Consider the following 14,020-nt stretch of genomic DNA (forward strand, 5'->3'; position numbering starts at 1 on the left):
TAATTTCGCTGCCTCTATTGGAAAAATAACTTACTTTGACTTACCTCCCGAAGAGGAATGAATACGGTTCGATACGGGAGTCACTCAAAATGATATTATTACTCCCTATTACTCCCCCTCATCGCCAAATTAATTGTTCACCAAAAAGATCGAGCAACTGCTTTACAATTATTACAAAATACCTTAGAAAAAAATTTTATTATTGGAATCGATACAAATAGATCCTTTCCCCACAAAATTTGTGGAACTCAAGCCTTTAAAGAGGCTAAAATTCATATAACATTAGTTGAAGCTGAAATCTCCAGAATTCTTAAAAAAGAATTATTACCTGACGAGATTTTATTAATTGTTTGTTTCACCGAGTTGCAGCAATAAAAAACGACAATTAAAAAATTAGCTTTCCAATCAGTAGATCCTTACTCCCCGTTGTTTATTCACGACAATTGGCGTTTGTTTTCACTGCCTAAAAAAATATTACAATTTTGGTATAAAGAAGATAGCTTCGAAATTAAAGCTATGGAAAAGCCCAATGGTGATGAATTAATTCTTCTTGAGCGTTCATTTTTGATTAATGAGCAAAAGCAAAATCATCAACAGTTTAAAATTATTTACAACAATCAAGTTTTAGAAGCAGCAGCCATTCTTTGTGAAGAAGATTGGCATATCTTTTATAAAGCGAGCCATTTTGTACTTTCAAAGAAAAATCCTAAGGCTTCAATGACTAACGAAGAAATTACTGATAATCAATTTATTGCTCCCATGTCAGGAACTGTTATTGAATTTTTGTTGAACCTAATCAATCAGTAAAAAAATCGATTGTCTACTTATCTTAGAAGCCATGAAAATGGAGCATACTCTCACCGCCCCTAAAAATGGAGTGATACAAGCCCTAATGTGTAAAACCAGTGACTTAGTAGATGAAGGCGTACAGCTTTGAAATTAAACTAAGGCTTGTCATAGCTAATTAACAACCAGCTTAAAAGCTAACCAAAAGATTACCATCTTTTACAATAGCTAAAATAGCACATATCTAGCCTGCCACTGAACCAACCGATCACAATGAGTAAAAGTGGTAGGATTTAGCATGAAACTGATTGTGCGAAGTACCGCTCCAAAGCCCCGGCCGAGCACGGTTTTTAACGCAGCATGTATACCATTATTTAATCTATGAATGAGGGCCGATAGGAGACCATCGGGGGGGAGCCCTGCAACCTGATAAGAGGGCCATACAAATTACTCCAAAAATTAAAAAAATAAAATTGCGAAACCTAGGTTTAGCATCTAGTATCTCCATTTTGTTTGGTTGAGCTGCCATCTTATCATGATGGCAATAACAAGACGACAGCTCCACCTCAGATATTATCTCATGCTGCAATGGAGGATATGACAATTACTTGGGAATCAGCTATGGAGCAGTACATTTACCTAGCGCGTTCATGCGAGCACCTGCTTTCGTCGTTGCCCAACCATCCCATCGGCTGTGCAGAAAAATGGATATTACCAGCAACACATCGGTAATTGCTCCAAGCACCTGCTGGATGAACAACGAATTCTGTTTAACGAGGAGGTCTACAGCCTACTACTAATAAAAAAATTGCTAAAACACCGATAAGGGACTTTCCAAAAGTTTTCACTTTTATTTTTTTACTCCATATAAATAAAATGAAAAAGTCATTTTGTATCAAGAATAGCATATAATCAAATATGCAGACAAAACTTCAAAAAATTCTGGCTTAGTGATTTTACTGCCATATGATGAAAGAATTCTCGACAATTTAGCAATAAGGATGGTAAAAAAATATTATGACCTTACAACACAGAGTTTATCTCTTTTTTTATTCTTTTTTGGTTTAGCGCTCAAAAGCTCTAATTATCTGTTTTTACCTTTTCAAATTCGCCATAATCAGTTTAAACACAGACTTTAAAAGGTCGCTATTATGCAAAAAACACACAATTTAAGAATAAAAACTATACGGCCCTTGATCCTTCCCGCTCTTCTTATCGAAGAGTTACCCCTAACAGATACAATTGCCAGCCAGATAAACCAAGCACGAACAGCCGCGAAAAGCATTATCCATGGAGAAGATGATCGCCTGTTGGTGGTTGTCGGCCCTTGTTCCATACACGATTTTGCAGCTGCTCTGGAATACGCTTCTCGCCTTAAAGACTGCATGGCCCAATACTCAAGTGAATTATTTATTATCATGCGAGTTTATTTTGAAAAGCCTCGCACCATTATTGGATGGAAAGGTTTAATAAACGATCCCCATTTGGATGGCAGTTTTCAAATTAATCAAGGTTTACGGATCGCCCGACGTTTGCTTTTAGATATCAATCAGTTAGGAGTGGCCACTGGTAGTGAATTTTTAGACACTATTATTCCCCAATACATCTCCGACTTAACGACCTGGTCAGCCATCGGAGCTCGAACCACTGAAAGTCAAATCCACCGAGAACTCGCTTCAGGACTCTCAATGCCCATTGGCTTCAAAAATGGAACAGCAGGAAGCATACAAGTAGCTATTGACGCTGTCCTTACTGCTCATCACTCCCATCATTTCTTGGGTGTCTCTGAACAGGGCATCGCCGCTATTATCAGCACTACAGGTAATCAAGACAGTCACGTTATTTTGCGTGGTTCCACTCAAGGCACTAACTATGACCCGATAACAATTGCAGAAACTGTAAAAAGATTAAAGTCGGCCCATTTATCTCCCTCGATAATGGTCGATTGCAGCCATGGTAATAGTGGCAAAGATCATAAAAAACAAATGCAAGTTATAGATTCAATTTGCGAGCAGATCCATCAAGGAAATCTCTCAATTTTTGGCATCATGATTGAAAGCAATTTAATTCAAGGCAAACAAGCTCTAGAATCTGGTAAACTGCTAAAGTATGGACAAAGTATCACTGACGCTTGTATTTCCTGGGAAGACACAGAAATAGCATTTAGTAAATTGGCTGAAGCTGTTATTGCCCGGCGTCACGAGAATGAAGAGAAAACGAGTGTCCAATAATAGTGAAGCTTTAATTAAACTACCCAAAAAAAAATCGACGAAATAGATTATCAAATTCATGATTTGCTTAATCAAAGGGCACAATACGCGTTAGAAATTGTGAAAGTCAAGATAGCAGAAGATGGGAAGCTTACGAAATTTTATCGTCCTAAACGGAAAGCAGAAATTTTAGAAAAAAAATCACTACTCAGAATAAATGACCTTTACTGGCGGAAGAAGTCGCCACTATTTTTAAATCCATCATGAAAAAATGTCGAGATCTGAAAATTAATAATTATCCGGAATTAAAAAAATGAAATCGATTGGCATCCAAGGGGCGAAAGGTAGTTTTTCTAAAATTGAAGCTCAACAATTCGCAAAGACATATAAGATTACAAATTTTTCACTTAATTATTTGATATCTTCAAAAAATTTATTTCGAGCTCTTAAAAATAAAGAAATTGATTTTGGCATTTTTACTATAAAAAATGTCCAGGTCGGCATCGTTATTGAGAGTATCGAAGCGTTGGCTAAATATCGTTTTCAAATTGTAGATATGTTTCACATTCCAGCGAGTCAAAATTTAATTACTCTTCTTAGAATTTCAATAAAACAAATTACGGAAATTCATTCTCATCGTCAGGCTCTGAGTCAATGTCTTCAATTTTTAACGACGAATTTTTAAGGCTTCCCTATCATCGATGAGAATGACACAGCAGAATCCGCTCTCCTCTTGAAGGCCTGTGAATTTCCGAAAACCGCAGCTGTTATTGCGAATAAAGCTTGTGTATAACTTTATGACTTACAATTCTCTAAAGAAAGACATTCACGATCTTAAAAACAATCTGATTTTATTTTTAAGTGTCAAGCGTTATGAAGAAAATGAGTAACATAGTTAATATTTTAGGCCGTGGTAGTTTTAGCGCATTACTAGCACAATTATTTCTCCCTGATTTCAACGTCAAAGTTTATGATATTGTTTCTAAAAAAAAGACAATCTTCTAGTTATTTCACTACTCTTAAAATTCTCTTAAAATTATAAACTATTTTGTCACTTTAGCTATTCGCTCTTTTGAAGAAATAATTTAAAGCATTACAAGCTAAATTAGGAAAGAGCACTAGCATTATCAATTTTTGTTCCGTAAAACAGTTACCTCGTATAAGTGATGTAAATGCATCTACCCAATTCTACTGATATTATTGCTATCCATACCTCCCTTATTCGGCCCTGATTCATTCAAAAAAGATCAACGATTGAAGATAGTCATGCATCCCGAGAGGGATCTCTATAATGTGTATGATTTTTTTTTAGAAAAATTATTTTTTAAGAAAAAATTAAAGTTTTAGAAATGACACCTGATCAACATGATAAATTGGTAGCCAAATCACGAAGTATTACTTATTTCATTTGATGCTGTTTAAAAGCAATCGATTCACGATCGATAGAAATCGATATTGTCGGTTATTGTAATTTATTAGCTTTTATAGAACAAAATTTAAACGATAACCGTAAAATATTTATTGAGTTACAAACATAAAATTCTTATGCGCTTAAAACAATTGAAGGTTTTATTAAAAAATATATCGAACTGCAAAGAGAAATTAAAAAAAATCAATAAAATTCTTTCATGAGGTATTGGTATCGCTAATCATAATTTTTTTCTCCACTAACGCTAATTTTTTAATTAACGAATGGCAAACGCTACAAGAAAAAATATTAAAAATGATAAAACCTATTAAAGATAAGACAAAAACAAAAAAAGAATAAACTTTACTTTCAGATCAGAAATTAAATGATATGCTCAATGGATCTTTATAATCTTTTTGAAGCAAAAATTAATTGGCTACGGTTCCGTTACAAAAGCATGTCTTTATTTAGTAGTGATTCGAGATGATATTTTCAAAAATAATCCTCGCGAAAATAGTCTAGAAAAAAAGAATTAGAAAAAATTTTTCCTGAAAGTTTAAACGAAGTGCAACAAAAATTGAATGATCTTACCAATTCTCATCACAACCAATGGCAAGAAAAACAAGAGACGTGGAGCCAACAATTAGCCATGGCACTAAACTTAAAAAATGTTTTCCTCTCAATTCTCCTCTCAGAAATTGAAATAAAAGAACTAAAAGATCAAGAACCCTTGTCAGAACTTAGCAATCGTTTTGTCAATTTAAATATTTCTATGTCGTTTATTACTGTCAAAAATTTTGAAAATTATTATCGTTTAAAAGTTTATTTGACCATTCACAGCGCTCTTAGTCGCCAACAACAACCAGACGATGAGTCAATCCTCAACAAATTGTTAAAAAAGTTAGACACTAAATTTAAAGGAGATTCACTAGGAAGAAACACAACTTCTTAAAATTCAATGGGCTGAAACAAAATAAATCATTAAGCTTATATAACTACTCTTATCCGATAACTTGATTAATGAGCATCCGTTGCCGTTCTACTTCGTACAAACAAATTCCACACGCCACAGAAACATTTAAGCTTTCTATACTACCTCGCAGAGGAATTTGTGCTAAAAAATCGCAATATTCCTTTGTTAAATGACGTATCCCTTTGCCTTCGCTGCCCAAAACGATAGCTACATCTCCTGTTAAATCAATATCTTGAATGTGCGAATCCGCATCGGCCGCGGTCCCAATGATCCAAATCCCTTGTTCTTGAAGCCAACGAATGGTACGCGCTAAATTCGTCACGCGAATAAAGGGAAGCATCTCAACCGCGCCGCACGCCACTTTGCGAACAACAGGCGTTATTCCAACCGCCCAATCCTTAGGTACAATCACAGCCTGGGCGCCCAACGCCTCAGCACTTCGAAAACAAGCACCTAAATTATGTGGATCTTTTACTCCGTCGAGAATTAATAATAATACAGAGGTCTCACGATTTCTTATTACAGTTTGTAATACATTTACATCAAGACTTCCAAAATTTTTACATTCAGCAATTATTCCCTGATGTTTTCCCCAAAAAATATTTAATTCCTTGCGAGAAATATATTTAACAATTACACCTGATTTTTCAGCTATTTTTATAAGGGATTGTAAACGTTGATCTTCCCGATTTTTTTGCACATGCAAATTGATAACAGTGTGAGGCGCCGTTTCTAAAAGAACTCGCACAGCATGGATTCCATACACAATTTTTATATTGTTCATATTTTGATCAATCGTTCTTGCAGAATATTTAACTTCATTAAGATATACTAAATTTAAGTGTAATAATTTATATTTAAAAACCGAAGGACCGTAACTCCCATGAAGCGCTTTTTATTTCGTTCTAGTATTACAATTTTTATCAGCGTTTTGTTTATTCTTTTTTTAGGCTGCGCTTCTCAAATAAAAGATGGCCCTCCTCGATATTATGTGGACGTTAGTAAAATTCCTAATGCAAAACCAAAACCCCTCTCGCGTAGTAAATATGGAAATCCATCCTCTTATGTGGTTAATGGAAAACGTTACCGAGTTTTAAAATCTACACACGGATATGTACAACACGGTATTGCCTCATGGTATGGGACCAAATTTCACGGACAATTGACTTCAACACGCGAACCTTACAATATGCTGGCAATGACTGGAGCAAGTCCTATTTTACCTATTCCTTGTTTTGTGCAAGTAACTAATTTAAGTAACGGTCGTTCTGTCATTGTCAAAATCAACGACCGAGGTCCCTTTGCCTCTCATCGCATTATTGATTTATCCTATGCAGCAGCTAAAAAATTGGGTTATGCCAACAAGGGGACTGCATTTGTAGAAGTTAAAGGGATAGACGTCTATCACCACATTCCTACTCGATCAATAATGCTCGCAAAATCGTCCACTCCTATATCACATTCCCTTCATTCCTCTCATTTATTTTTACAATTAGGAGCTTTTCGGCAGGCCACACATGCTGAAAGTTTAAAAAGAGAATTAAGTTCTTACATAAGAAAACCCATTCTTATTTTAAAAACAATTTATAATCAATTACCTATTTATCGAGTGCAAATTGGACCCCTAACGAATATTAGTGAGTCTGATTATCTCCATAAAAAACTTAAAAAATTGGGCTTTGGAGAGGCTGTAACCATCATCAGCGAAGAGTAATCAATGATAACTATGACTGAAAAAATCACCTGGCAAACTGTTCTCAATGAAAAAAAACAAAAACCTTATTTTCAAGCTATTTTAGATTTCGTCAAAAAAGAACGTAAAGCGGGGAAAACTATTTACCCCCCTCAAAAAGATATTTTTAATGCATTGAAATTAACACCCTATGAGACGGTTAAAGTAGTTATTTTGGGACAAGATCCCTATCACGGGCCTAATCAAGCCCACGGGCTGGCCTTCTCTGTACGTCCTGGCGTCGCTTTTCCGCCTTCTCTCCAAAATATCTTCAAGGAACTGCATGAGGATTTAAACGTTCCTATTCCTTCTCAAGGAACTTTAGAAAAATGGGCCAAACAAGGCGTTCTATTGTTAAATGCAGCTCTGACCGTTGAAGCAGGCAAACCCCAATCCCATGCCTCTATTGGGTGGCATCGTTTTACGGACCATGTGATTGCTAGTTTGAACGATCATCATCCTAAAGGGATCGTATTTCTTCTGTGGGGAGCTTATGCACAACAAAAATCCAGTTTGATCACCAATATCCGACACCGAATCTTAAAAGCCCCCCATCCCTCGCCTTTCTCGGCAAACCGGGGGTTCTTCGGATGCCGACATTTTTCCAAAGTTAACGAATTATTACGTGAAATGGGCCGTGAGGAAATCGATTGGACACTAGACTACCTAATCCAGTCCCACGACTCCTATTAGTTACGCGCTTCTAGCCCCTGTGTTGAGAAGATGAGATTCAAGCTCCTTGCTTGATTTGACATTTTCTGGTCTGCCAGATAGAGTTTTACGCCAAATGCCGAGGTGGTGGAATTGGTAGACACGCAAGTTTCAGGTACTTGTGGGGGCAACTCCGTGGAGGTTCAAGTCCTCTCCTCGGCAAACACCCATAAGATACGAGAATGCTCAAAATTTTACAGTATCCTAATCCACGATTAAAAACCGTAGCGAAACGGGTTGAAACCTTTGATGATGAATTACAGAAAATCATCGACGAAATGTTTTTGACTCATTACAACACCAAAAATTGTGCAGCCCTAGCTGCTACCCAACTAGATTTAAAGAACCAAAAACACATCACCGTTATCGATTTTTCTCTGGAAAAAAATCAACCCTTATGTCTAGTTAACGCAGAAATTATTGAGCGAATAGGAAAGTGCGCAGAAGAAGAAGGCTGTATGTCAGTTGGTGGAGGCACTTTCGAAAAAATCAGTCGCGCTGCTAAAATTAAAGTACGTGCGCAAGATCGTTATGGAAAACCACTAAAGTTAGAAGCCGATGGATTTATGGCAAAATGCATTCAACATGAATTAGATCATTTAAACGGCATCATCTTTCTAGACCATTTGTCGTCATTAAAACGAAGTCGAATCGATAAGCGATTAGAAAAGTTACGAAGACATTATAAATCATCCGAAAATATGGGCTCCTAGTGAAAACATATACTGAAATAGGTCCGCTTATTCAAACCCACGTTACTTGGCAAGCTTATCTTCAATTATGTAAGCCACGTGTCGTTTTATTAATGATATTAACAGCCCTAGTGGGAATGTGTTTGGCTAGTCCCGGTATCGTGTCCTGGCGTATTTTATTGTTCGGTAATTTGGGGATCGCGCTTGCTGCCTCTTCTGCAGCCGCGTTGAACCAGATTTTAGAGCACCATCTGGATAAATTAATGCATCGAACTAGCTGCCGTCCTATCGTGCAAGGCAGAATCAGTCGGCGAAATGCAATTATCTTTGCCAGCATGTTAGGTGTTTTATCTATGGTAATTTTGGTCAGTTTCATTAACTTATTTACAGCACTCTTAACTTTTGCCACACTTATTGGCTATGCGGGTATTTACACACTTTATTTAAAACACGCCACTCCGCAGAATATTGTTATTGGAGGATTAGCAGGTGCCGCTCCTCCTTTATTAGGAGGGGTAGCCGTCACAGGGCACATCAATTCACCTAGTTTAATCCTTCTGCTAATTATTTTTATTTGGACTCCTCCACATTTTTGGGCACTTGCCATTCACCGTATAGATGATTATGCCAAAGCAAATATTCCTATGTTACCTAACACTCACGGCATTCCCTACACGAAATTAAATATTTTATTTTATACGCTGCTGCTTGCCGTAATTAGCTCACTGCCTTTCATTATTGAAATATCGGGATGGATCTATTTTTCCAGTGCTTGTCTTTTAAATTTAGGTTTTATTTATTGGGCGATTCGCTTATTTGTGAGCAATGATTCCAAAATATCGATGCGAGTTTTTCGATACAGCATTTTGTACTTGATGCTTTTATTTTCAGCCCTACTTGTCGACCATTATTTTAATTTATTGATAAATTAATTTTTATAAAAATTCCTTTCTCCCCTTAATCCCTCTACTACGGTAGAGGGATTAAGGGTTGCTCTCTCCAGCTAAGGAAGAGGGAAAAACGCGGGCTTCTTGTGCTTGAAAAATTTTTTCACGTACAATAGTGTGCTTTCGCTCTGGACCTGTAGAAATCATAGTAACAGGGACTTCCAACAACGCTTCAATACGTGCAATATAATCACGGGCTTCTTTAGGCATTTGATTATAGTTAGTAAGCCCATAAGTAGAAATTTGCCATCCGGGCATTTCTTCATAAATGGGCTCGCAAGTTTCTAACAGGAACTGATCGAAAGGAGACTCGTCGAGCAATTCTCCATTACAGAGATAGCCTGTGCATAAACGAATAGTTTCAAACTCATCCAATACATCTAATTTGGTTAACACAATACCCGTCAAACTGTTTACTTGAATGGATCGGCGCATACTAATTACATCAAACCAACCACAACGCCGAGGGCGACCCGTCACTGAACCAAATTCTTTTCCTCGCTTTGCCATTTTTGCCCCATCTTCATCCTTTAATTCTGTGGGGAAAGGTCCGGCACCAACGCGAGTCACATAAGCTTTCGTAATTCCTAATATCTGATCAAAATAGACGGGGCCAAAGCCGCTACCCGTAGCAGCTGCTCCTGCTGTGGTATTTGAAGAAGTAACATACGGATAAGTTCCAAGATCCACATCCAACAAGTAACCTTGCGCCCCTTCAAAAATAATATTTTTTTTCTCTCGACGTAATTCAAATAATAAAGCAGTTACATCTCCGATCATTGGCCTTATTTTATCTCTTATTTCCATTAATTGGTCATAAATCTGGATATAATTGAGAGGTTTTTGCGAATAATATTCCAACTGGAAATTATGATAAGCAGTGGTTTTTTTTATCTTTTCTAACAAGACATCAGGATGCAACAAATCCGTTGCACGAATACCTCGGCGGGCTACCTTGTCTTCATAAGCAGGGCCAATTCCTTTACCAGTGGTGCCGATAGCTTTATTTCCTAACGCAGTTTCACGTGCCATATCGAGCGCAATATGATAAGGCAACAATAAATTACAAGCGGAACTAATTCTAAGTCGATCTGTTACTGGAATCCCTTTAACTTCTAGTTGTTGGATTTCTTCCATTAATGCCGCGGGAGATAAAACCACTCCATTTCCGATCAAACAAAGAATGTCTTTTCGTAAAATTCCCGAGGGTATTAAACGCAAAACTGTCTTTTCACCATCGATAATTAAAGTATGCCCTGCATTATGGCCACCCTGAAAACGAACCACTGCCGCAACCTTATCTGTAAGCATATCGATAATCTTACCTTTACCTTCATCCCCCCATTGGGTTCCCAGAATTACTATATTCATCAACTCATTCTCCGTTAACTGTCAACATTCCTAAATAACTGTTGGTAATCCTTGCGTTGTGTTTCTAAACTTAAATAAAGATGCCCCTTTTGATCACTCTTTTCAGCCCTTACACGTCCATCTTGATCTTGTATAAGAAGGGAATATCGATATGCACCAAAAGAGTACGTTCACCACTATTTCTCTTTAATGTAAAGTTGGCCTTTTTCCAATAAAAAGATTCGATCCATTTTTGCGGATAAGAGGCGGTTATGCGTTACGATGATAAAGCTCGTATTGAGAGAACGATTTAGTTGCAAAGTCAAATCAGCCACCTGCTCGGCAGTTTCTTCATCTAAATTGCCTGTGGGTTCATCGGCGAGTACACAACGAGGTTCCGTTACTAAAGCTCGCGCGATAGTGATTCGTTGCTTTTCTCCTCCTGATAATTCTCCAACCCGATATTTTTGTCGATGAATTAATCCAACTTTTTCAACATAAGCGATGGCTTTTTCTTTTACAAGCTTAGGTTTCATCCCTCGAATGAGCAAAGGGATACAAACATTTTCCAACACATTAAATTCCGGCAATAAATGATGGAATTGGTAAACAAATCCTAAATATCGATTACGTAATAATCCTTTTTCTCGCTCCCTAAGACGATTGATATCTTCATCTCCCACCCATATTTTTCCTGCCGTTGGTTTATCCAAACCACCTAACAATTGTAAAAAAGTAGATTTTCCTGCTCCTGAAGCACCCACGATCGCCACGCGCTCCCCTGGTGCGACAGAAAAATCGACCTCATGTAAAACAGGCACGTGTAATTTCCCTTCGAGATAGGTCTTACTCAATTTATCGCAACGAATGACCGATGTTTCTTTATTCATATCGCAGTGCTTCTGCTGGTTCTGTTCGAAAAGCAATCAGAGCCGGATAAATAGTTGCAATCAAACTCAACACTAAGGCAATAACAGAAATGTTTAAAACGTCCAACCATTGCAATCGAGAAGGAAGAAAATTAACGAAAAAGACTGAACTTTTAAGGAATTGAATATGAAAAAGATTTTGAACAAAATTAACAATAGCTGTTGTGTTCCATGCCAAAATAACTCCTCCGATTATGCCAATTAGCGTACCAATTAAGCCAACTATGGCTCCTTGGATAACAAAAATTGACATAATAATACGGGGACTCGCTCCTAACGTTCGTAAAATGGCAATATCAGCCCGTTTATCATTGACCACCATCACAAGTGTTGAAACTAAATTAAATACGGCTACCGCAACGATCAATAATAAAATAACAAACATGATCGTCTTTTCCATAGCAATAGCATTAAAAAATGAACCAAACTGCTCCGTCCAATTTGTTACCATAAATCCGTTTGTAAGGGCATTTTGCAATTCTCGAGAGACAACTCCTGCTTGATAAATATTTTTTATTTTAACATGTAATCCACTTCTTCCTTGGGGAAATAGTTTCATTGCATCAATCATATTAATGTAAGCAATTCCCGTATCAAAATCAAAACCGCCTTTCACACTAAAAATCCCGCTAACAGTAAAACGGCGAAATTGAGGAAACACCCCCAGGAGTGTTGTTGTAGCTTGAGGAGTGAATAAGTTGACTTTATTTCCGAGAGATAAACCTAATTGGTTTGCTAATTTTTTCCCCAGAATAATATTATAATTTCCTGCAACTAGACTGTTTAAATGCCCTTGCACCATTTTTTGATCAAGCTTTGAGACTTCCATTTCCTGCGAGGATAATATTCCCAAAACATTCACCCCACTAACCACTCCTTTATTACTCAGCATCCCCATCCCCGTGACAAAAGGAGCTGAAGCAATAATATTAGTGTTAGCATTAATGGTCTTTTGTAAAGTCGGCCAAGTCTTAGAAATATCTTGATCTGATAGAATCGTAACTTCAGGCGCGATCGCAAAAAACTGAGTTCGAATCTGATAATCAAATCCGTTCATTACAGATAAAACTACAATCAATACCGCAACGCCTAAGGCAATTCCCAGCATAGAGGCAAGAGAAATGAAAGAGATAAAATGATTACGGCGCTTAGCGCGTGTGTAACGCAAGCCAACATAAAGAGCAAAAGGCCTTATCATAACGGGTAACTATACTAAAAAAACAGCCGTTGGGATAGCCTTGATAGTCACCAACCACAGAGTAAAATGCAGATTATGAGATATTTAAATAACAACTTAGCTAAAATCACCGAGTTATTAAACGATGGAGAATTCCATAATGGGACCGTTATTAAACAACAGCAATTGAATGTTAGTCGCACTGCGGTATGGAAATCCATAAAAAATTAAAGAACTATCAAATTCCAATAAAATCTCTAAAAACTAAGGGCTATTGTTTAGCTCAACCATTAACCTTATTAGACAAACAAAAAATAGTTAGCACTTTAGAAATAAAATCAATTCCACTCGAGTTGTTCGAACAAGTAGATTCTACCAACGATTATTTAAAAACAGCATCCCATCCAAACAAGCTGGCAATTTGCATTTCAGAGATGCAAACAAAAGGTAAAGGCCGATTTTACCGGCCGTGGCATTCGCCCTTTGGACAAAATATTTATTTATCCTTAAAATATTCTTTTGATAAAGATATCAGTGAGCTAGCCGGTTTAAGCTTGGTATGCGGGCTCGTGGTATGTCGCACTATTGAAACAATTTGTCATTTATCTTCACCTATTTTTATTAAATGGCCAAATGATATTATATGTGATAATAAGAAATTGGCTGGTATTTTAATTGAAATTCAAGCAGAAACCCACGGATTCTGTTCCGTTATTATTGGTATTGGCCTTAATGTTAATATGCAAAACGATGCTGACCAAAAAATCAATAAGGATTGGACATCCTTAATAAATTTAACTGAAGCCTATTACGACAGAAATAAGCTCTGTACGGCATTAATTAATTATTTGATTCATTATCTGGAAACTTTTGAAAAACACGGCCTTAGGTTCTTTCAAAATCCCTGGCGAGAAAAAGATTATCTTTTTAATAAATTCTTAAGTCTTAAATCAAATCAAAACGAATTCCAAGGTATTGGAGCTGGAATTAATGAGAAAGGAAATTTAATCCTAAAATTAACTGACGGATTTCAAAAAGCATTTTCTTCCGGCGACGCTACTTTAAAATGAAATAACTCTGATCCGACTCAATCCTTCCCGACTTT

Annotated in this window: 16 protein-coding genes and 1 tRNA gene; 13 read left to right on the forward strand and 4 right to left on the reverse strand. The window is 36.9% G+C overall.

All coding sequences use genetic code 11. The annotated features are described in order from the left end of the window. The first annotated feature begins 132 nt into the window (after positions 1–132). The 7 genes from CleRt_RS12030 (at position 133) to CleRt_RS09150 (ending at position 5,356) form a co-directional block, all read left to right on the forward strand. Positions 133–375, forward strand: a complete 243-nt coding sequence (locus tag CleRt_RS12030) for a hypothetical protein (RefSeq protein WP_235379215.1) — start codon at positions 133–135, stop codon at positions 373–375. A gap of 141 nt (positions 376–516) precedes the next feature. After that, positions 517–807, forward strand: a complete 291-nt coding sequence (locus CleRt_RS12035; RefSeq protein WP_235378875.1) for a hypothetical protein — start codon at positions 517–519, stop codon at positions 805–807. Positions 808–844: 37 nt separating this feature from the next. Beyond that, positions 845–937, forward strand: a complete 93-nt coding sequence (locus CleRt_RS12040; protein ID WP_235378876.1) for a biotin/lipoyl attachment domain-containing protein — start codon at positions 845–847, stop codon at positions 935–937. A gap of 1,000 nt (positions 938–1,937) precedes the next feature. Then, entirely contained in the window at positions 1,938–3,017 is a 1,080-nt protein-coding gene (locus CleRt_RS04995) for a 3-deoxy-7-phosphoheptulonate synthase (RefSeq protein WP_048875304.1), read from the forward strand. 33 nt (positions 3,018–3,050) lie between these two features. Then, entirely contained in the window at positions 3,051–3,263 is a 213-nt protein-coding gene (locus CleRt_RS14130; protein ID WP_082160436.1) for a chorismate mutase, read from the forward strand. Between the two features lie 46 nt (positions 3,264–3,309). Beyond that, positions 3,310–3,681 carry a prephenate dehydratase domain-containing protein gene (locus CleRt_RS12045; RefSeq protein WP_235378877.1) on the forward strand — a complete coding sequence of 124 codons (372 nt, stop codon included), beginning with the start codon at positions 3,310–3,312 and terminating at the stop codon, positions 3,679–3,681. A gap of 1,288 nt (positions 3,682–4,969) precedes the next feature. Further along, on the forward strand, positions 4,970–5,356 hold the full coding sequence (locus CleRt_RS09150; protein ID WP_082160437.1) for a hypothetical protein: 387 nt from the start codon (positions 4,970–4,972) through the stop codon (positions 5,354–5,356). A gap of 49 nt (positions 5,357–5,405) precedes the next feature. Here CleRt_RS09150 and rlmB read toward each other — a convergent pair whose 3' ends face one another. Continuing rightward, entirely contained in the window at positions 5,406–6,161 is a 756-nt protein-coding gene (gene rlmB, locus CleRt_RS05015) for a 23S rRNA (guanosine(2251)-2'-O)-methyltransferase RlmB (RefSeq protein WP_082160438.1), read from the reverse strand. Between the two features lie 99 nt (positions 6,162–6,260). Here rlmB and CleRt_RS05020 point away from each other — a divergent pair, with 99 nt between their 5' ends. From CleRt_RS05020 to cyoE, 5 genes are all read left to right on the forward strand, one after another. Next, positions 6,261–7,091, forward strand: coding sequence for a septal ring lytic transglycosylase RlpA family protein (locus CleRt_RS05020; RefSeq protein ID WP_048875307.1), 831 nt, complete (start codon positions 6,261–6,263; stop codon positions 7,089–7,091). A 3-nt stretch (positions 7,092–7,094) separates the two neighbouring features. Then, on the forward strand, positions 7,095–7,802 hold the full coding sequence (gene ung, locus CleRt_RS05025; RefSeq protein ID WP_082160439.1) for a uracil-DNA glycosylase: 708 nt from the start codon (positions 7,095–7,097) through the stop codon (positions 7,800–7,802). A gap of 96 nt (positions 7,803–7,898) precedes the next feature. Then, positions 7,899–7,982: transfer RNA gene (locus CleRt_RS05030), tRNA-Leu, on the forward strand. Positions 7,983–8,002: 20 nt separating this feature from the next. Continuing rightward, positions 8,003–8,533: a peptide deformylase gene (def, locus tag CleRt_RS05035; protein ID WP_048875309.1), complete on the forward strand. Its 531-nt coding sequence runs from the start codon at positions 8,003–8,005 to the stop codon at positions 8,531–8,533. After that, a complete protein-coding gene (cyoE, locus tag CleRt_RS05040; RefSeq protein WP_048875310.1) occupies positions 8,533–9,444 on the forward strand; it encodes a heme o synthase in 912 nt (303 codons plus the stop codon). Before def ends, cyoE begins: the two co-directional genes overlap by 1 nt. A 51-nt stretch (positions 9,445–9,495) precedes the next feature. On the opposite strand, the gene CleRt_RS05045 is transcribed toward cyoE, so the two are convergent. The 3 genes from CleRt_RS05045 to CleRt_RS05055 all read right to left on the reverse strand — a co-directional run bounded on the left by CleRt_RS05045 (position 9,496) and on the right by CleRt_RS05055 (position 12,936). Next, positions 9,496–10,830: an adenylosuccinate synthase gene (locus CleRt_RS05045; RefSeq protein WP_048875311.1), complete on the reverse strand. Its 1,335-nt coding sequence runs from the start codon at positions 10,828–10,830 to the stop codon at positions 9,496–9,498. A gap of 176 nt (positions 10,831–11,006) precedes the next feature. Next, positions 11,007–11,699 carry an ABC transporter ATP-binding protein gene (locus CleRt_RS05050; protein WP_048875312.1) on the reverse strand — a complete coding sequence of 231 codons (693 nt, stop codon included), beginning with the start codon at positions 11,697–11,699 and terminating at the stop codon, positions 11,007–11,009. Beyond that, complete coding sequence (locus tag CleRt_RS05055) at positions 11,692–12,936, reverse strand: lipoprotein-releasing ABC transporter permease subunit (RefSeq protein ID WP_048875313.1); 1,245 nt, start codon at positions 12,934–12,936, stop codon at positions 11,692–11,694. The genes CleRt_RS05050 and CleRt_RS05055 overlap by 8 nt, the downstream gene beginning before the upstream one ends. A gap of 188 nt (positions 12,937–13,124) precedes the next feature. On the opposite strand from CleRt_RS05055, the gene CleRt_RS05060 reads away from it, so the two are divergent. Next, positions 13,125–13,985, forward strand: a complete 861-nt coding sequence (locus tag CleRt_RS05060; protein WP_235378879.1) for a biotin--[acetyl-CoA-carboxylase] ligase — start codon at positions 13,125–13,127, stop codon at positions 13,983–13,985. The last annotated feature ends 35 nt before the right edge of the window (positions 13,986–14,020 follow it).

Origin of the sequence: Candidatus Coxiella mudrowiae, from assembly GCA_001077715.1 — a bacterium.
Taxonomy (GTDB): domain Bacteria; phylum Pseudomonadota; class Gammaproteobacteria; order Coxiellales; family Coxiellaceae; genus Coxiella; species Coxiella mudrowiae.

What these genes read in the sequence shown, in the direction of transcription:
- CleRt_RS12035 (WP_235378875.1), top strand. Translation starts at nt 517, where the DNA reads ATGGAAAAGCCCAATGGTGATGAATTAATTCTTCTTGAGCGTTCATTT.
- CleRt_RS12040 (WP_235378876.1), top strand. Translation starts at nt 845, where the DNA reads ATGGAGCATACTCTCACCGCCCCTAAAAATGGAGTGATACAAGCCCTA.
- CleRt_RS04995 (WP_048875304.1), top strand. Translation starts at nt 1,938, where the DNA reads ATGCAAAAAACACACAATTTAAGAATAAAAACTATACGGCCCTTGATC.
- CleRt_RS12045 (WP_235378877.1), top strand. Translation starts at nt 3,310, where the DNA reads ATGAAATCGATTGGCATCCAAGGGGCGAAAGGTAGTTTTTCTAAAATT.
- rlmB (WP_082160438.1), bottom strand. Translation starts at nt 6,161, where the DNA reads ATGAACAATATAAAAATTGTGTATGGAATCCATGCTGTGCGAGTTCTT.
- CleRt_RS05020 (WP_048875307.1), top strand. Translation starts at nt 6,261, where the DNA reads ATGAAGCGCTTTTTATTTCGTTCTAGTATTACAATTTTTATCAGCGTT.
- ung (WP_082160439.1), top strand. Translation starts at nt 7,095, where the DNA reads ATGATAACTATGACTGAAAAAATCACCTGGCAAACTGTTCTCAATGAA.
- def (WP_048875309.1), top strand. Translation starts at nt 8,003, where the DNA reads ATGCTCAAAATTTTACAGTATCCTAATCCACGATTAAAAACCGTAGCG.
- CleRt_RS05045 (WP_048875311.1), bottom strand. Translation starts at nt 10,830, where the DNA reads ATGAATATAGTAATTCTGGGAACCCAATGGGGGGATGAAGGTAAAGGT.
- CleRt_RS05050 (WP_048875312.1), bottom strand. Translation starts at nt 11,699, where the DNA reads ATGAATAAAGAAACATCGGTCATTCGTTGCGATAAATTGAGTAAGACC.
- CleRt_RS05055 (WP_048875313.1), bottom strand. Translation starts at nt 12,936, where the DNA reads ATGATAAGGCCTTTTGCTCTTTATGTTGGCTTGCGTTACACACGCGCT.
- CleRt_RS05060 (WP_235378879.1), top strand. Translation starts at nt 13,125, where the DNA reads ATGGAAATCCATAAAAAATTAAAGAACTATCAAATTCCAATAAAATCT.